Genomic DNA, 16,953 nt, shown 5'->3' on the forward strand with positions numbered 1-16,953 from the left:
ACAGCCCCGGATCGATCCGGTTCATCAGCAACCGCAGCCAACGCGAACCCGGAACCCCGTGATGATAGGGCAGGAAGCGGCGCAGGAAGGCCACATTGTCCTCGCCCCAATCGGCGATGTCCTCGAAGTCATCGCCCGCCGCGATCGTGCCGCAAACCACCAGCAGCAGCACTTCAGGCAGCGGATGCGCAACCCGCCACGGTTCCCGATCGTCCTCGATCAGAGCGAAATGGTCCAAAAGCAGCCGCAGCCGCGGCGTCTCCGATGGTTCCAACATGGCAGCGTCCTCCGAATCAACGCCGCCAACAGAATCAGAACTGCCGCAATCCCGAAACCGCCATTAACCCGAGTTCAATGCCGTGAGTCTGGGCGTACCTACCTTGCAGCCGGTCGCGGTCACGCCTCTTTTATAAGGTCGCGATCCTTCACGCTCTCCTCTGCCCTGCCCTCTTTGCCAAAACTTGGCGTCAACCGCCAGCGCAGCCTCGTTGCAAGGCTGGAGGGACGTCGAAGCTGCCAATGGCTCAGGACGCCCGCTGATCCCCAGGGATGGTGAACACCGCGTCGCCGCGGCCGTAGCCGCCATCGGCGACTCCTTCGGTTGATTGCCAGGAAAATCAGACCGTGCCGCCATTGGCGCGCAGCACCTGACCGTTGACCCAGCCGCCGTCCGGTCCAGCGAGGAAGGACACCACGCCGGCGATATCGGCGGGCTGGCCGAGGCGGCCGAGCGGGTTCATCTTCCTGATCGACTCAACCAGCGCCTCGGTTTTGCCGTCGAGGAACAGATCGGTCGCCACCGGCCCAGGTGCCACGACGTTGACGGTGATGCCGCGCGGCCCGAGTTCCTTGGCCAGCACATGCGTCATCGCCTCGACGGCGGCCTTGGTGGCGGCGTAGACACCGTAGGTCGGCTGGTAGAGCCCGACCACGCTGGACGAGAAGCTGACGATGCGGCCGCCGTCGCGCAGCCGCCTGGCGCCCTCGCGCATGCCGCGGAAGACGCCGCCAAGGTTCACCGCGATCTGCTGGTCGAAGGCCACGTCGTCCATCTGCGCAAGCGGCGCGAGCTTCATGATGCCGGCATTGTTCACCAGCACATCGAGGCCGCCGAAGGCCTGCTCGGCAGCGTCGAACAAACGCGCCACGCCCTTGATATCGCCGACATCGGCCTGAACGGCGATTGCAGCACCGCCCGCCGCCTCGATCTCGCGCATCACTTGTCCGGCCGCCTCGGCGCCCCCGGCGTAATTGACGACGACCGAAAAGCCGTCGCGCGCCAGCCGTCTGGCGATTTCGGCGCCAATTCCCTTCGAGGCGCCGGTCACCAGCGCCACCTTTCCGTTTTGAGCCATGTCAGATCTCCAATGCTTGAGGGCTGAAGATAGGCAGGAAATCGGCTGGGATAAGCGGACCGGACTTGCCAACACCATTCGGATATGGCGAACAATGGCCATGGACAGTCTGGACCGGATGCGCCTTCTCACCCGTGTGATCGAGCGCGGCAGCTTCACCGCCGCGGCCGCCGATCTCGCCCTGTCGCGATCGACCGCCACCGAGGCGATCAAGCAGCTGGAGGCACGGCTGGGGGTCAGGCTGCTCGAGCGCACCACGCGCCACGTCACCCCTACCCTCGACGGCCAGGCCTATTACCAGCACTGCCTCGCCATCCTGGCCGAGGTGGAGGATGCCGAGGCCGACTTTCAGGCGGCGCAGCCGCAGGGTCTGCTCAGGATCGACGTGCACGGCTTCATGGCGCGTCATTTCATCCTGCCGCGGCTCGCCGAATTCCTCGACCGCTACCCCCGGATCGAGCTCAGCATCGGCGACGGCGACCGGCTGGTCGACCTGGTGCGCGAAGGCGTCGACTGCGTGCTGCGTTCCGGCGAACAGGCCGACAGCGGCATGATCACGCGACGGATCACGACGCTGCGCGAGGTCACCTGCGCCAGCCCTGCCTATCTCGAGAAGCACGGCATGCCGGCAAGCCCCGACGATCTCGGCGGCCATGTGATGGTCGGCTTCCGCTCGTCGCGGACCGGCGAGGTGATGCCGCTCGAATTCACCGGCGGCGGCGAATTGCGGCATGTCACGCTGCCGAGCCGGGTCACTGTCAATGGCTCCGACACCATGGCCGAGCTGGCGCGCCTCGGCTTCGGCCTGGTGCAGGCGCCGCACTACCGCTTCGCCGAGGATTTCGCGCGCGGCACGCTGGTCGAGGTGCTGCCGGATTATCCGCCGGCGCCGACGCCGCTGTCGGCGCTCTACCCGCAGAACCGCCAGCTCGCGCCGCGCGTGCGGGTCTTCGTCGACTGGGTGATAGGGATATTTGGTGAGGGTGGAACATCGGGCCGTGGGTGATCGGCAGTCGACGGCTTTCGCGCAAGGCCGCGTTTCTTCGCGCCCCCCACTGTCCTGCAGCACAGAGCGGGCGCTGTCTCGCGGTCGCCAATGCCCATGGCGGTTCTTGCCGTCGTGATGTAGCTTCCACAAAACTTTCGATCGTCCTGTTTTTATTCCGGACGCGACATTTCAACTTCATTTCGGAATATGCCATGCGATCGATGCTCCTCGGCCTCGCCCTGCTGCTGCCGACCGCCGCGCTGAGCGAACCGATCGAAAGCCAGAAGATCATCACCGCGCTTACCGGCGACTGGAACGGCGACGGCGCCATCGATCTGGCTGTCATCGTCGAGACCGAGCCCGGTCACCCGATGGACCTGCATTTCTTCCTCAGGGACCGCGAGGCCAATTTTCTCAAGCCGGCCGGCATCGTGCGTGAGCATATCTACGGGGAATGGAACGATTACGACCGGCCGAGCTACGGGGCCTCCGACACCGAGCCGGAGCTGACCGCATTGCCCAATGGCTCGATCAAGCTTTATCTTCCGGCAATGCCGATCGGCAGCGAGCGCACCGACACGACGCTGACCATCGCATATCGCAACGGGGCCTTCATCGTCGCCGGCTTTGCCTATGACTATTACGACTATCTGGAGGACAATGTCGCCAGCGACTGCGACTACAATGTGCTGACCGGCAAGGGCAAAAGCAGCAAGAAGCAGCCGGACGGCACCACGACACACAAGACCGTGTCGGTCGAAGGCCAGGTCGTCCCGTTCGCCGAGTGGAGCCTGGGAACCGGCTTCAGCGCTTGCGGGGAGTGAGGAATGGAGCAAGCGCCCACTGCATTCGCGTCCACGTTCCTTCACGCCCCTCTCTGTCGGGCAGGACAGAGAGGGGTGTTCTTGGCGCAAACCGCCAGCCACCTCACTGCAGCTGGGGCTTCTTGAGAAAGCTGTTGCGGTCGGCCGACTTGACGCGCAGCCAGGTTTCGCGGCCGTCGCGCACCACCCGCAGGGGGATTTCCGCGCCCGCCGGGCCGCTCTCCCATAGCTTGCGGTAGAAATCGGCCAGCCCGTCGACCTCGCCGTCGCGGACGTCCGAGATGATGTCGCCCTGGCGCAAGCCGGCCTGGGCTGCCGGGCCGCCTTCGGCGACGCTCATCACCACGACCATGCCGCTGCTCTCGGCGGAGAAGGCGCCGAGCCAGGGCCGCGGCGGTCGGGCGACCTGGCCGCTGGTCAAGAGGTCGTCGAGGATGGGCGGCAGAAGGTCGATCGGCACCACCATGTTGATGTCGGCGACCTCGCCGTTGCGGCTCATCTGCAGCAGCAGCGAGCCGATGCCGAGCAGCCTGCCGTCCTGGCCGATGAGCGCGGCGCCGCCCCATGACGGGTGGGCGGGCGCGGTGAAGATCGCCTCATCGAGCAAATACTCCCAATAGCCGGCGAATTCCTGCTTGGTGACGATGTGCGCCTTGACCGAGCGGCCGAGGCCGTCGGCGAGCACGACCGGATCGCCGGCCTTGGCCTTGCCCGCATTGCCGAAAAACACGGCCGGCAGGCCGAGCGGGGCCAGCGCCTGCAGCAGGCCGAAGCCCGTTTCCTGGTCGTAGGCCAGGGCATGGGCGGGAACGACGCGCCCGTCATGGCCGGTCAGCCAGACTTCTTCCGCCTCGGTGATGAGATAGCCGATGGTCAGCACCAGCCCGTCGTCGCGGATGACCACGCCGCTACCCTCCCGGCTCGTGCCCAGCGCATTCGCCGTGAAAGCGTCGTCCGGAATTGTGGCGCGCACGGTCACGATGGAGCGGAAAATGGGATCGATGGTCATGCTTTCATCCTGGCGTTGGTGACGGCCGGCAAAGGCCTGACATGTCTATAGGTATGACGCGAGCAGGCAGGGGCAAGAGGGTGGGAGCCGGCGAAGGTGATCCTCTTGTGGGAGAAGGGGCTGCGGCATCGCTCTCCGATTTGTCATTTGCAGGCCGTCCCGGTTGTACCTACGTGTAAGCGGCCCTGCCACAAGCGATGCCGGGTTCTATTCGCGCAACTCCCCAACACCCGCCGAAACACGAGGCTTTCCGACATGAACGACTATCCGACGAACCAATACATGCCGCCGAAAGTCTGGACCTGGAACAAGCCGAGTGGCGGTGCCTTTGCCAGCATCAACCGGCCGATCGCCGGGCCGACGCATGAGAAGGAGCTGCCGGTCGGCAAGCATCCGCTGCAGCTCTACTCGCTGGCGACGCCGAACGGCGTCAAGGTGACCATCATGCTGGAAGAGCTTTTGGCGCTCGGCCACAGCGGCGCCGAGTACGACGCCTGGCCGATCAGGATCAACGATGGCGACCAGTTCGGCAGCGGCTTCGTCGAGGTCAATCCCAACTCCAAGATCCCGGCGCTGATGGACCGCAGCGGCGAAAAACCGATCCGGGTATTCGAATCCGGTTCGATCCTTTTGTATCTGGCCGAGAAATTCGGCGAATTCCTGCCGACGGAGATAGCCGCGCGCACCGAGACCTTGTCCTGGCTGTTCTGGCAGATGGGCTCGGCGCCCTATCTCGGCGGCGGCTTCGGCCATTTCTACGCCTATGCGCCGGAAAAGATCGAATATGCCATCGACCGCTTTGCCATGGAGACCAAGCGCCAGATGGACGTGCTCGACCGGCGGCTGGCGGAAAGCGAGTATCTCGGCGGCAGCGACTACACCATTGCCGATATCGCCGTGTGGCCCTGGTATGGCGGGCTGGCCAAGGGCCGCATGTACGACGACTCCGGCGAGTTCCTGCAGGTGCAGGAATATAAGCACGTGCAGCGCTGGGCCGACGCCATCGACGCGCGGCCGGCGGTGAAGCGCGGCCGCATGGTCAACCGCCTCTTCGGCGACCCCGCGAGCCAGCTGCACGAGCGCCACGACGCCAGCGATTTCGAGACCAGGACGCAGGACAAGCTGGCGGCGGCCAAGAGCTGAGCGGCTGAAGCTGCCGATCTCCCCCTTGTGGGGAGATCGGCAGCTTCGGCGCCTACCCCAACAATTTCGCCAGCCGCGGTATGCCCTCGCTCACCGCGCGGCGGTCGGCGAGCGTGAAGCTGAGCCTCAGCGTGTTGCGGCCGGTGCCGTCAGCGTAAAAGGCGCTGCCGGGAACAAACGCCACGCGCGCGTCCTTGACGGCTCTCGCCAGCAGCGCGGTGGCGTCGGCGCCCTCCGGCAACGTCACCCAGACGAACATGCCGCCATCCGGCCGGGTCCAGGTCACGCCGGCCGGCATGTTGGCTTTCAACGCGCCGAGTAGACCGTCGCGGCGCTCACGGTAAGCGCCGACAAGTTTCTCCACCTGGCTGTCGAAGACGGCTTCCGCCGCGCGGTGCATCACCACCTGGTTGATCGACGGGCTATGCAGGTCGGATGCCTGCTTCATCAGCACCAGTCTTTCGACCACGCGCTTCGGCGCGCAGACCCAGCCCACCCGCATGCCCGGCGACAGGATCTTGGAGAAGGAGCCGCAATAGATGGTGCGGGCGTTGTCGATGCCGCCGGAACGGGCGCAGTCGAGCGCCATCATCGGCGGCACCGCCTCGCCGTCATAGCGCAGCGCGCGATAGGCGGCGTCCTCGATGACGGCGATGTCGAGCTCGGCGGCGAGATCGAGCACCGCCTCGCGCTGCTTGAGGCTCAACGTCTCGCCGGTGGGATTGGCGAAATCCGGCACCAGATAGGCGAATTTCACCCGGCCGCCGGCAGAAGCTGCCGCGGCGCGATAGGCATCCGGCGTCATGTTGCCGCCATCGGGTGCCAGCCGGTCGTATCGCGGCTCATAGGCGTTGAAGGCCTGCAGGGCGCCGAGATAGGTCGGCCAGGTGACCAGCGCGGTATCGCCCGACGACAGGAACAGCTTGCCGAGATAATCCAGTGCCTGCTGCGAGCCGGAGGTGATCAGGATGTTGTTCTCGTCGCAGGCAACGCCGAGTTCGCCCATCTTGCCGGCAAGCCAGCGCCGCAGCGGCAGATAGCCTTCGCTGACCTGGTACTGCAGCGCCGACGCCGCCTCGCTGCCGCCGAGCACCGCCGCATAAGCATCGCCGATCGCTTGCGCCGGGAAAAGCGTCGGGTCGGGAATGCCGCCGGCAAACGAGATGATGTCGGGCTGGTCGAGCAGCTTGAGCAGCTCGCGGATCTCCGACGCCTTCATGCGCGAGGAGCGCGACGCCAACAGGTTCATCAATGTCAAGGCACACCTCCTCGCCCATGAATACAGGCCGGATATAGGTCAATCAGGCTGACCCATTATCAGGCTCCCTCGCCTGCGTGAATAGCCAGACGGCCGATCTGCGTGGCCCAACATGGAAATTTGTTGCGCGTCGAGCCATCCAGGCGCAATTTGAGCGCGGCGGACTGAGAGATAAAAGAATACCAGTCTACCGCATCGGCCCGAGCCGAAGGTTCGCAAAGCACGATGCGTAGATTTGAAAGTGTTAGAGCGTCCTTTGCGTCCAAATGGACGCGGCGCTCCAAGGGGGAATGGGGAAATGACGCTCAAGCTCATCGGGGCCGGTTTCGGCCGCACCGGCACGTGGTCGACCTTTGCCGCGCTGAACAGGCTCGGCCTGCCCTGCTACCACATGCAGGAAGTGATCCTCAACAAGGCCAACAAGGGCCACCTCGATTTCTGGCGCAAAGTGGCGAACAGCAAGCCCGGCACGCCGCACGACTGGAACCGGGTGTTTGCCAACTACGCCGCGACGGTCGACAATCCCGGCTGCTGCGTGTGGCGGGAATTGCTGGCCACCTATCCCGACGCCAAGGTGCTGCTGACGCTGCACCCGCGCGGCGCCGAAGGCTGGTACGACAGCACCATCGACACGATCTACTTCACAGAAACGCTCTGGCAGTTCAAGATCCTGGAATGGCTGACGCCGTTCGGCCGCAAATTCGGCGACATGTCACGCAAGCTGATCTGGGGCCGCGTGCTCGCCGGCGTGATGAACGACCGCGACAAGGCGATCGCGCGCTACAACGCCTACACCGAGGAGGTGAAGGCCGCTGTGCCGCCGGAAAAGCTGCTGGTGTTCACGGTGACCGAAGGCTGGGGCCCGCTGTGCCGCTTCCTCGGCGTGGCCGAACCGGCCGAGCCGTTCCCGAACTTCAATGACCGCGAAAGCGTCAAGAAGGTGATCCGCGACGTCATCAAGGGCTCGTACATCATGCTGGGGCTGTCGGTGGCGGGGGCGGCGGCGCTGCTTGGTGGGCTTTGGTGGTGGCTGGGGTAGAGGGGCGCGCGGGGCGTTGAATGTGCAACCTCTACAACATCACCACCAGTCAGGAGGCCATCCGCCAATGGACCCGCGCCTTGCGGGACATCCTGGGCAACCTGGAGCCGTCGATTGACATCTACCCGAACCAGCCCGGCCCGGTGGTCCGCAACGCACCGGACGGCGCGCGCGAGCTTGCCAACCTACGCTGGGGAATGCCGACGCCGCTGGAGCGCGTGCGGGGCAACGCCGACTCCGGCACCACCAACATTCGCAATCCTCAATACGGCCACTGGCAGCAATATCTTGGCGTCGAGCATCGATGCGTGGTGCTGGTGACAAGCTTCGCCGAGCCCAGCCCCACGCCTGGCGACAAGGACCCCGAGACAGGCGGCATTCAGCGGAACTACTGGTTCGCGCTTAGTGAGGATCGCCCGCTGTTCTTCTTCGCCGGCCTGTGGACGCGGTGGCATGGGGTGCGCAAGGTCAAGGAGGGTCCCGGCGAGCACGAGGTCTACGGCTTCCTGACCACCAAGCCCAATGCGCTCATCGCGCCAATCCACGAGAAGGCGATGCCGGTGATCCTGACCACGCAAGAGGAGTCCGAGACTTGGCTGACGGCGCCGTGGTCGGAGGCAAGGCACTTGCAGCGGACGGCGCCGAACGATGCTCTCGTGATCGTCGAGAAGCCGGCGACACAGATCAAGGTTCCAACGCCGCCCACACAGGGCTCACTATTCTAGGGTCAGACAGGTGCTCGAGCCCAAAAAGGATGGTCCGGTAAGCAGACGAGCCATCCTGTTAATGGCGCTTGGTTCCGTTCTTGGCAGCACCGGCAAGGCCGATGCAAGACGCCGCGGCTCGGGCGGCCGCTTTCACAGGGGCTGGTATCCAAGATTTGGACGCTTGGCGCCGGCAAGGCTGCCTGGCCTGCTCGCCGTTTTCGGTGGTGCTGGCGTCGTTCTCCTCGGCTATCTCGCTGTGGAACGGCTTCAGAAGCGAAGGGGGCATAGCCAGCCCCGCAGCCGATGATTTTCGCCAAGGAGGAACCTCACGATGACCATCACCATTACTGCCTTTCAGCGGTCACCCGATGGCGGCAGGGGGCTGTCGCGTGATACGCGCGTTCGCTGGGCGCTTGAAGAAGTCGGCCAACCCTACGAGGTTCGCCTTGTTTCGTTTCGTGCGATGAAGGAACCCGCGCATCTGGCGCTTCATCCGTTCGGCCAGATTCCGACCTATGAGGAAGGCGATCTCGTCCTGTTCGAGACAGGGTCGATCGTGTTCCATATCGCCGAGCGCCATGCGGGCCTGCTGCCAGACGATGCGAATGCGCGGGCGCGCGCGATCACGTGGATGTTTGCCGCGATCAACACGGTGGAGCCGCCGATCCTTGAACTCGCAAACGCCAGGCTTCTGGAGGGCGATAAGCCCTGGAGTAAGGAGCGCCTGCCTCTGGTCGAGGATCGCGTCCGCGACCGTTTGAAGCCACTTTCCGCTCGCCTTGGCAGTGCCGACTGGCTCGATGGTGGGTTCAGCGCGGGCGACCTGATGATGGTGTCGGTGCTGCTCAGGTTGAAATCATCGGGCATCCTGGACGGATATCCGAACCTAGCGGCCTATGTCGCCCGCGGCGAAGCGCGGCCCGCCTACAAGCGGGCTTTCGACGCTCAATTGGCGGTTTACACCGGCAAGCCGCCGACCGGCTGATTGCGGTCCGTCCCCGTCGGACTTTTTCAACACTATCGGCTCGAAGTCGTCATCCGAGTTTTTTCAGTTTATGGGCCCTGACCCTAGTCCTTGAACTTCTGAAGCACCCAGATGTAGCCTTTCGGTGGCCGGTCCTGGTGGATGAACTGGGTGCGCACCGTCGTGTCCTTTCGGCTGCACCGTTTGCACTTGAACTTGATGGCCTCCAGCGGCTTGTTCCAGCCCACCACCTGGGCCACCTCGTTCGCCTTGAAGCGCCCGACATGGTGGCAGTGGCCGCACTCCACAATAAGCAGCATGTTGGCTCTTGCGGCCCGCCCGACGCTGTCCATTGGCCCGGCCATAGTTCATTTCCGGGTAGAGTAATCCTCGGGAAGCGGAAGCAGGCCGAGCCCCGCCATGCGGTAATCGGGCTCCTTCTCCGCTACCGTCGCCAGCAGCTCGTGCAATTTGTCCACCAGCCCGCCAAGCTGCCAAAACAGCGGCCCGTTCGCTTTCAGATGCAGCTGCGCCGAAAGCACGGTGTCGCGCAGGCGCAGGGCGTCCCTGACGATGGCTTCCGCGTCCCGCATAAACAGTCTGTCGTATCGGCTCTTTCGTCTGCCCATCGCGGCCCTCCTGAGTTTTCGAGCAACCGCCCCACTTGCTAACAGGATAGGAACTCATTCCTCTCCCAGTCAATTCGCCCTTGACATTTTTGTTCCTCTTTTGTTCACTATCGACAGGAAACGTTCGGAGGCATCGCCATGGACCACATTGTGACGCTGGACAGCCGCCGGGAGGCCGCCCTTCAGGCTATCGCCGACAAGTTCATTGCCCAGCACAAGGGCGACGCGATGAAGGCGCTAAAGGAAATGATCGTGCTCAATGGACATCTTCAGGATCGGCTGGATGCGCTCTCGGCACCACGCCGGGCGACGCGCTAGGAGGCACGGCAATGGGCATTTTGCAGTTGGACGCTGAATCCAAGATGGAACTGCATTCCGAAGCGGAGAAGCTGATCGCCCGCTACGAGAGTCCGCTCGAGACGGTAAAGGCGCTCATGGTCTACAACTGTGAGCTTGAGACCAAACTACTCGCTATAGCCCACCGGCATCCGGGGCTGGTTGCAATCAGCTATGACGATACGCCGCCTGTCTTGGGGTGATGCAGGGATGGAGCGGCTTCGCGGGTCGGCCTCAGCCCTCTGAGTGGGAATCGCTGCTGTTCAGGCTGCACATTCGGATCAACCAAGCTCCGTCGGCCTGGCGCTCAAGGACATCGAGTGATGTGCCGTCTCCAGTAGCTTGGCCTTCGGAATAGGCGGCCAGACACCAGGCCAGGTCACCAGCGCCGCCTGCATCTATTACTGTGAGTTGTTTGTCGGTGCCGCCGCCTTGGGTCCACATGCGATGGAGCGCCTCTAGGCGCCGACGCCGAAGCTCCCATATTGGCGATTTGTGAAGTCGCGTCCCGACGCGCCACCTTCATTTTACCAGATCCGAAGCGCGGCGGTATTGCGCTGCCGATCGGTTTCGGTGTTGCGGGCATTCATGATGTTGGCCTTTCCTCATTGATCGCTTGCGTGGCGAGAACGCCGGAATAGAGCGTTGCGCCATTCGCGTCGGCGATCGTCATGGCGTCCGGCCGCTGCGGCATGTTCAGGGTCTGAGCCAAAAGCCGCGCGATTTCGATCGTATCGTCGAGGTCGGCCGCTTCCGCCGTCTCGCGGCCGAGGACGGCATGCGCATCGTCCGCGGCTCAGGCGCGATAGAATTCGATCAGGATCTTCATCGTCGTCCGTGCCCGTCTCGCGACGTCAGCCCTTGGCCTTGCTTCGCGCTGCACCGGCAGCAAGTTTGACCTGGCTGCCGAACGTGCCTTCAGCCTTGGGGGGAGCCTTTTCCTGCTTCGGCTTCCTGATCTCCCGGCTTGAGCGTTTCTGTCCCTTTGCCATGCTCGAGTGTCCTTTCGACGAGCGTTATGCTGTCACCAGGCCAGGATGCGTCGACCGGGTCGAGACTGTCCTGCGTCGTCACCCGTTCATGAAGTTCGCCGTCGTTGCGGATGCGGTATTGCGGCGAATCTCCCCTCGGCGGGAGCGTGGCTGTGATGCGGTAGATTTCCGTGGTCTTTGGAAACGTGCCGAAGCCGCCCTTGAGCCGGACAGCCTGTCCGACGGCAAAGAGATGCGTTGCGGCTTCGCGGCGGACCGGGCGTGCGTTGCGGTGCATCAGGGTGGTGGTTCTCATCATTGTCTCTGGTCCTGCTCCAGCGCGGCTTCTAGCGACGCCGGTTCGATCGGCACCATCTGCTGCGTAGCTCCGCTGGCGGAGATCGCCGGCAGGTGAATGAAAGTGGCCACGCGGCGCCATGCGATCAGGGAAGCCCCTTCGAGGGACTCCTCGTCATGATCGACGCGATATTCTCCGGGTGGTTGCGGGGCATCAAAGCCGGGCAGCAAAAACGCCGACTTAAAGCGAACGATTGTTGGTGTGGTGCGGCTGGTCATGAATTGCGGCTTTCCGCGGAAACGCGCGCCCGCGCCTTTCCGTATCATTCCCACTCGAACCGCCGGAACAATGCCCGACGCTGCCAGTACATCCGTGGTCAGCGTCGGTTTCATTCCTGGGTTCGAACGGAACGAAATGTGCGCCGGACCGGCGCATGCCACTCCACGACCGCGTTGTCATCCGGCGCGCCGAAGGCGACACCAAATCAAAGGGCGGCATCATCATTCCTGACAATGCCAAGGAGAAACCGCAGGAAGGCGAAGTGATCGCCGTAGGCTCGGGCGCGCGCGACGAAAGCGGCGCGCTGATCGCGCCCGATGTGAAAATCGGCGACTTCATCCTGTTCGGCAAATGGTCGGGTACCGAGGTCAAGATCGATGGCGAAGACCTTTTGATCATGAAGGAAGCCGACATCATGGGGATTATCGAGAAGACATTGGCCGTCAAGAACGCCGCTTGACCGACCCGGCTTCACGGCAAACGGCCCACTCCAATTTTCGAACGGGATGAACAATCATGTCTGCCAAGGAAATCAAATTCTCCACCGATGCCCGCGACCGCATGCTGCGCGGCGTCGAGCTCCTCAACAACGCCGTCAAGGTGACGCTCGGTCCCAAGGGGCGCAACGTCATCATCGACAAGGCCTATGGCGCGCCGCGCATCACCAAGGACGGTGTCGCTGTCGCCAAGGAAATCGAGCTCACCGACAAGTTCGAGAACATGGGCGCGCAGATGGTGCGCGAAGTGGCCTCGAAGACCAACGACCTTGCCGGTGACGGCACCACCACCGCCACGGTGCTGGCCGCTTCGATCCTGCGCGAAGGCGCCAAGCTGGTCGCCGCCGGCATGAACCCGATGGACCTCAAGCGCGGCATCGACCATGCCGTTGCCGCCGTGGTGAAGGAAGTCCAGGCACAGGCCAAGAAGGTCAAGTCCTCGGCCGAGATCGCGCAGGTCGGCACCATCGCCGCCAATGGCGACGCCACCGTCGGCGCCATGATCGCCAGGGCGATGGACAAGGTCGGCAATGACGGTGTCATCACAGTCGAGGAAGCCAAGACCGCCGACACCGAACTCGACGTCGTAGAAGGCATGCAGTTCGACCGCGGCTATCTCTCGCCCTATTTCGTCACGAATGCCGACAAGATGCGCGCCGAACTGGAGGACGCCAACGTCCTCATCCACGAAAAGAAACTCGGCAATCTGCAGGCGCTGCTGCCGATCCTCGAAGCCGTCGTGCAAAGCGGCAGGCCACTGCTGATCATCTCCGAGGACGTCGAGGGCGAAGCGCTGGCGACGCTGGTCGTCAACAAGCTGCGCGGCGGCCTCAAGGTCGCGGCCGTCAAGGCGCCTGGCTTCGGCGATCGCCGCAAGGCGATGCTAGAAGACATCGCCGTGCTCACCGCCGGCCAGATGATTTCGGAGGATCTCGGCATCAAGCTCGAAAACGTCACCATCGAGATGCTCGGCCGCGCCAAGCGCGTGCTGATCGAGAAGGACACCACCACGATCATCGACGGCGCCGGCACCAAGGCGACGATCCAGGCGCGTGTCCAGCAAATCAAGGGGCAGATCGAGGAGACGACCTCCGACTACGACAAGGAAAAGCTGCAGGAGCGGCTGGCGAAACTCGCTGGCGGCGTGGCGGTCATTCGCGTCGGTGGCGCCACTGAGTCCGAGGTCAAGGAAAAGAAGGACCGCATCGACGATGCGCTGAACGCCACGCGCGCCGCTGTCGAGGAGGGCATCGTTCCGGGCGGCGGCGTCGCACTGCTGCGCGCCAGGTCGGCGCTCAAAGGCCTGACCGGCGCCAATGCCGATGTGACGGCCGGCATCTCGATCGTGCTCAGGGCGCTCGAGGCGCCGATCCGCCAGATCGCCGAGAATTCCGGCGTCGAAGGTTCGATCGTCGTCGGCAAGCTTTCCGACAGCAAGGATCACAATCAGGGCTTTGACGCCCAGAATGAGATCTATGTCGACATGATCAAGGCCGGCATCGTCGACCCGGCAAAGGTGGTGCGCACGGCACTGCAGGATGCCGGCTCGATCGCCGCACTTTTGATCACCGCCGAAGCCATGATCACCGACATTCCGGCCAAGGATGCCGCGCCTGCACCCGGCGGCGGCATGGGCGGAATGGGATACTGAAACCGTGGCGTCAGGAGAGGCCCGTGCGTGAACCGACGCTGCTTCCGGTATTCGGCAGGCTTGGGGTCAAGCCGCCGGTCGCCGTTGCGGCGACGCCGGCCATATCCAGGAGCATGCAGAACGTGGTGGCCCGCATGCGGGAGGGCCTCTCGTCGCACGGGGGCCTGGCTTTGAAGCTGGGCGTGATGCCGTGGACAGTCGTTGTCCTGACGGCAGTGTTTTTCATTCTGCAGGCCTGAACCGATCGATATTGTCGGTGGCGGGCGAAAACGAAGGGACGCGAATATGGCAAACCGCTATGCGCTTCGCATGGACCATCCGGACAGCTGGACCGTTTTCGACGTCTTCACCGGCCAGCCCGCCGAGTCTGATAATAGGGTCATTGTCGGCATTAATGCCGGCGATGCGGACAGGATGGCCGATCGGCTGAACAGCCAAGACGCCAAGCGGCGGGAAGAGGCCGGCCGCTGACTGTGCTGATGCACCAACGGGTAAATCTGCCGGAATGATTCGCTAACCACCTGTCGGGGGCGTACAGTTCCATTGTCGCCGGCCAGAAAATGGGCACCGGCGCTTGAGAGCGTCCATCGTACTCCCGCCCTCGATGGGAGTCGCATTGTGGACAATGATCATTCGGCCGATGTGATTTCGACTTTTGACTGCAATATCCTGCGCGACGCCTTCAGAACATCGGTCATTGAAATGCAGATCCCCGAGGATCAGTGGCAGGCATACGCCGCGCTCTTGATCCGCGACTATACCGGCGACTCCGATTTTGATTCGGCGTTGCTGGCCTAGATCGTAGGAAGGTAACTTTATCGCCGTGCATAAGGTGCCGGAGCGGACAGCCGCTCCGCACTTGATTTCATTTTTTGCCTGAAAGGACAATAAGCATGAGGTACATGAAAACCCCGGATGCTCCGGTCGTAACGGTCGAGCCGATCGTCAAGTCTCCAAAAGTCCTGTCGGCGCGGCTGACGATCAGAAGCGACGAAGCAGCAAGACGAAAAATCGCCGACACCGACGGCACAGTGCGGCGGGCGCGTCAAATTGCGGAAAGCAACCGTCTGATTTGATGCGCCAACGCCCGCTTTGGGTCATCAGCGCTGGTTGTGGCGAAGGTCCTGTTTAGGGAGAGAAAATCGATGCCGGAAGGGCGGCATTGGGTCAAAGCCGACCATTCACGACATGCCGTCTCTCGGCATCAGGTGGCCCCTTATACAACGACAAGCCGCTCCCGATCAGGGATTGTGCTGGTAATCCGCTACCGCCTTCCCATCCTTCGTGATCGCCCTGTCCTGCGATAAACCTCCGGGATGACATCGAAGGCCTCCTCCCAGTCCTCGTAGAAGCCGGGGCCACTAGTCTAAGTCTAGGATGGCGCGCGAGAGCGCCTCGCCTCTCGTTCGAACCGCGCCGGCTCCGTCACCGCCCGCCCGGTCCAGCAACGCGCCCGTCCCCCTTCAGTATGACCTCGCGATGCGGATAGGGGATGTTGATGCCGTTTTCCCTGAATGTGTCCCACAGCGCCAGCAGCACCTTGCCGCGCACGTTGGTCAGGCCCTGTTGCGGGTCGCGGATCCAGAAGCGCAGGATGAAATTGAGTGAGGAATCGCCGAAGTCGGTGAGCCAGCAGACCGGCCGCCGGTCCGCTTCGACCCGGCCGACGCTGATGGCGGCGTCTATCGCCAGCTGGCTGACCTTGTGCGGGTCGGCGTCATAGGAGACGCCGAAACTCACGTCGAGCCGCACCAAATTGTCGCTGAACGACCAGTTGATGACCCTTTGGGTGATGAAGTCTTCGTTCGGGATCAGGTATTCGCGGCCGTCGCGAGTCACCACAGAGACGAACCGCGCCCGCAATTCGCGGACCCAGCCGAAGGTGCTTTCGAGCGAAATGGTGTCGCCAGGCTTGATCGACTTGTCGAGAAGGATGATCACGCCGGAAACGAAATTTGAAACCACCTTCTGCAGCCCGAAAGCCAGGCCGACGCCGACGGCGCCGGAAAATACCGTCAGCGCCGTCAGGTCGAGGCCGACGGCGGAAAGAGCGATGGCACCCGCCACCAGCACCAGGCCGACCTTCGCGACCTTGCCGACGAGGACGCGGATCGAGGGTGTCAGCTCTTCGGAGATGCGGACGCGCTCATCGATATATTTGCCGACGACGACCGCAAGCCAAACGGTGGCGATCAGCAGCAGCGCTGCTTTCAGCACCACGAGAGCCGAAAGGCGAACCGCGCCCAAAGGTATTGCCAGGCTGTCCAGGAAGGTCGCTGCCTCGTCATTGATGCCCAGGATGACAAGGGCCGCATAGATCCAGGTAAGCCAGGCGAGCGTGCGCGCGACGAGGCGGTTGCGGATGATGCGCGACAGCACCGAGGCGAACAGCCAGGCGAGGGATAGCGAGAGCGCGATGTAGATGAGATGGGTCCGGCTAGGCCAGGTGACGGCGCGCATCAGAGTGAGGGCGGCAAGCAGCAGAAGCGCAAAAAGGATCCAGTCGGTGCGCCGCAACAGGGCAACGACGACCCTCAACAGTCCGGGGTGGCCCTTGATCCGGCGTGCCTGGTTCTCGACGAGGGGTTCGATGCGGCGCGCCGCGAGCTTCGCCGCGAGGAACAGCGAGACGATGATCGCGGCCTGATAGAGAAACCACGGCGTGGCGGCATAGTCGAACCATCCGCGGGCCCAGGCCAGCGATTCATCGATGGCGTTGCGAACATCCATTGCCCAGGACCGTCATGGACTGGCTAGAGAATAGCAACTCGCCTGCCACAATGTCGCTGGCCCCGCGAATGGTCAAGCCGACCATCGAGGGACGTTCGGCCGGGGGGCCGCGAGCGAGACGACAAAGCTGCCAATCTCCCCCCAAAGTGCAGGGGAATCGCATATGGCGATTTTGGGGTTGAGTTTAGGCTGAGAAAGGATTCTTTGGAGAGGCAGTTGAGCGAAGGAGCGACTGCCATTTCCTGTCTTGAGAGCGACTTTGGCGCGGTGCCTGA

At 63.3% G+C, this 16,953-nt stretch carries 24 protein-coding genes; 14 read left to right on the forward strand and 10 right to left on the reverse strand.

The features are described 5' to 3' along the window. Together EN859_RS34340 and EN859_RS34345 are read right to left on the reverse strand one after the other, a co-directional pair. The coding region (locus tag EN859_RS34340) for a transposase family protein (RefSeq protein ID WP_135913575.1) at positions 1-277 on the reverse strand (277 nt) is incomplete at its 3' end. Positions 278-617: 340 nt separating this feature from the next. Then, on the reverse strand, positions 618-1,355 hold the full coding sequence (locus tag EN859_RS34345) for an SDR family oxidoreductase (protein ID WP_127857077.1): 738 nt from the start codon (positions 1,353-1,355) through the stop codon (positions 618-620). A 100-nt stretch (positions 1,356-1,455) separates the two neighbouring features. Between EN859_RS34345 and EN859_RS34350 the strand changes: the two genes are divergently transcribed. Together EN859_RS34350 and EN859_RS34355 are read left to right on the forward strand one after the other, a co-directional pair. After that, positions 1,456-2,361 carry a LysR family transcriptional regulator gene (locus EN859_RS34350; protein WP_127857080.1) on the forward strand — a complete coding sequence of 302 codons (906 nt, stop codon included), beginning with the start codon at positions 1,456-1,458 and terminating at the stop codon, positions 2,359-2,361. A 194-nt stretch (positions 2,362-2,555) separates the two neighbouring features. After that, positions 2,556-3,167, forward strand: coding sequence for a hypothetical protein (locus EN859_RS34355; RefSeq protein WP_127857076.1), 612 nt, complete (start codon positions 2,556-2,558; stop codon positions 3,165-3,167). Positions 3,168-3,270: 103 nt separating this feature from the next. Here the strand turns inward: EN859_RS34355 and EN859_RS34360 are convergent, their stop codons facing one another. Beyond that, the gene (locus tag EN859_RS34360; protein ID WP_127857075.1) at positions 3,271-4,176 is read right to left on the reverse strand and encodes a S1C family serine protease; all 906 of its coding nucleotides are present in this window, start codon (positions 4,174-4,176) and stop codon (positions 3,271-3,273) included. A gap of 255 nt (positions 4,177-4,431) precedes the next feature. Between EN859_RS34360 and yghU the strand changes: the two genes are divergently transcribed. Then, the gene (gene yghU / locus EN859_RS34365) at positions 4,432-5,319 is read left to right on the forward strand and encodes a glutathione-dependent disulfide-bond oxidoreductase (protein WP_127857074.1); all 888 of its coding nucleotides are present in this window, start codon (positions 4,432-4,434) and stop codon (positions 5,317-5,319) included. Positions 5,320-5,371: 52 nt separating this feature from the next. Here yghU and EN859_RS34370 read toward each other — a convergent pair whose 3' ends face one another. Continuing rightward, positions 5,372-6,568, reverse strand: a complete 1,197-nt coding sequence (locus tag EN859_RS34370; RefSeq protein WP_189502450.1) for a PLP-dependent aminotransferase family protein — start codon at positions 6,566-6,568, stop codon at positions 5,372-5,374. 307 nt (positions 6,569-6,875) lie between these two features. On the opposite strand from EN859_RS34370, the gene EN859_RS34375 reads away from it, so the two are divergent. From EN859_RS34375 to EN859_RS34385, 3 genes are all read left to right on the forward strand, one after another. Further along, positions 6,876-7,616, forward strand: a complete 741-nt coding sequence (locus EN859_RS34375; protein WP_127857072.1) for a sulfotransferase family protein — start codon at positions 6,876-6,878, stop codon at positions 7,614-7,616. 20 nt (positions 7,617-7,636) lie between these two features. Then, positions 7,637-8,341 (forward strand): SOS response-associated peptidase, encoded by a 705-nt coding sequence (locus tag EN859_RS34380; RefSeq protein WP_127857071.1) that lies wholly within the window; start codon positions 7,637-7,639, stop codon positions 8,339-8,341. Positions 8,342-8,654: 313 nt separating this feature from the next. Then, positions 8,655-9,308: a glutathione S-transferase family protein gene (locus EN859_RS34385; RefSeq protein WP_127857070.1), complete on the forward strand. Its 654-nt coding sequence runs from the start codon at positions 8,655-8,657 to the stop codon at positions 9,306-9,308. A gap of 83 nt (positions 9,309-9,391) precedes the next feature. Here EN859_RS34385 and EN859_RS34390 read toward each other — a convergent pair whose 3' ends face one another. Further along, a complete protein-coding gene (locus tag EN859_RS34390) occupies positions 9,392-9,607 on the reverse strand; it encodes a hypothetical protein (RefSeq protein ID WP_135913576.1) in 216 nt (71 codons plus the stop codon). Between the two features lie 48 nt (positions 9,608-9,655). Further along, a complete protein-coding gene (locus EN859_RS34395) occupies positions 9,656-9,916 on the reverse strand; it encodes a hypothetical protein (protein ID WP_127857068.1) in 261 nt (86 codons plus the stop codon). Positions 9,917-10,054: 138 nt separating this feature from the next. On the opposite strand from EN859_RS34395, the gene EN859_RS38445 reads away from it, so the two are divergent. Then, the gene (locus EN859_RS38445) at positions 10,055-10,234 is read left to right on the forward strand and encodes a hypothetical protein (RefSeq protein WP_189502448.1); all 180 of its coding nucleotides are present in this window, start codon (positions 10,055-10,057) and stop codon (positions 10,232-10,234) included. Between the two features lie 11 nt (positions 10,235-10,245). Further along, entirely contained in the window at positions 10,246-10,455 is a 210-nt protein-coding gene (locus EN859_RS34405; protein WP_127857067.1) for a hypothetical protein, read from the forward strand. 383 nt (positions 10,456-10,838) lie between these two features. On the opposite strand, the gene EN859_RS40625 is transcribed toward EN859_RS34405, so the two are convergent. The 3 genes from EN859_RS40625 to EN859_RS34425 form a co-directional block, all read right to left on the reverse strand. Further along, positions 10,839-10,964, reverse strand: a complete 126-nt coding sequence (locus tag EN859_RS40625) for a hypothetical protein (protein WP_348632968.1) — start codon at positions 10,962-10,964, stop codon at positions 10,839-10,841. 206 nt (positions 10,965-11,170) lie between these two features. Next, positions 11,171-11,539: a hypothetical protein gene (locus EN859_RS34420; protein WP_127857079.1), complete on the reverse strand. Its 369-nt coding sequence runs from the start codon at positions 11,537-11,539 to the stop codon at positions 11,171-11,173. After that, complete coding sequence (locus EN859_RS34425; RefSeq protein WP_127857078.1) at positions 11,539-11,799, reverse strand: hypothetical protein; 261 nt, start codon at positions 11,797-11,799, stop codon at positions 11,539-11,541. The genes EN859_RS34420 and EN859_RS34425 overlap by 1 nt, the downstream gene beginning before the upstream one ends. A 155-nt stretch (positions 11,800-11,954) precedes the next feature. Here EN859_RS34425 and EN859_RS34430 point away from each other — a divergent pair, with 155 nt between their 5' ends. From EN859_RS34430 to EN859_RS34455, 6 genes are all read left to right on the forward strand, one after another. After that, positions 11,955-12,260 carry a co-chaperone GroES gene (locus tag EN859_RS34430; RefSeq protein WP_127857066.1) on the forward strand — a complete coding sequence of 102 codons (306 nt, stop codon included), beginning with the start codon at positions 11,955-11,957 and terminating at the stop codon, positions 12,258-12,260. 56 nt (positions 12,261-12,316) lie between these two features. Further along, on the forward strand, positions 12,317-13,948 hold the full coding sequence (groL, locus tag EN859_RS34435) for a chaperonin GroEL (protein ID WP_127857065.1): 1,632 nt from the start codon (positions 12,317-12,319) through the stop codon (positions 13,946-13,948). 23 nt (positions 13,949-13,971) lie between these two features. Continuing rightward, a complete protein-coding gene (locus EN859_RS34440; RefSeq protein ID WP_127857064.1) occupies positions 13,972-14,187 on the forward strand; it encodes a hypothetical protein in 216 nt (71 codons plus the stop codon). 46 nt (positions 14,188-14,233) lie between these two features. After that, entirely contained in the window at positions 14,234-14,419 is a 186-nt protein-coding gene (locus tag EN859_RS34445) for a hypothetical protein (RefSeq protein WP_127857063.1), read from the forward strand. Between the two features lie 147 nt (positions 14,420-14,566). Then, complete coding sequence (locus EN859_RS34450; protein WP_127857062.1) at positions 14,567-14,746, forward strand: hypothetical protein; 180 nt, start codon at positions 14,567-14,569, stop codon at positions 14,744-14,746. A 95-nt stretch (positions 14,747-14,841) separates the two neighbouring features. Next, complete coding sequence (locus EN859_RS34455) at positions 14,842-15,024, forward strand: hypothetical protein (protein WP_127857061.1); 183 nt, start codon at positions 14,842-14,844, stop codon at positions 15,022-15,024. A 349-nt stretch (positions 15,025-15,373) separates the two neighbouring features. On the opposite strand, the gene EN859_RS34460 is transcribed toward EN859_RS34455, so the two are convergent. After that, a complete protein-coding gene (locus tag EN859_RS34460) occupies positions 15,374-16,678 on the reverse strand; it encodes a mechanosensitive ion channel domain-containing protein (protein WP_127857060.1) in 1,305 nt (434 codons plus the stop codon). Between the last annotated feature and the right edge of the window lie 275 nt (positions 16,679-16,953).

Source organism: Mesorhizobium sp. M00.F.Ca.ET.216.01.1.1 (assembly GCF_004010325.2).
Lineage (GTDB): Bacteria > Pseudomonadota > Alphaproteobacteria > Rhizobiales > Rhizobiaceae > Mesorhizobium.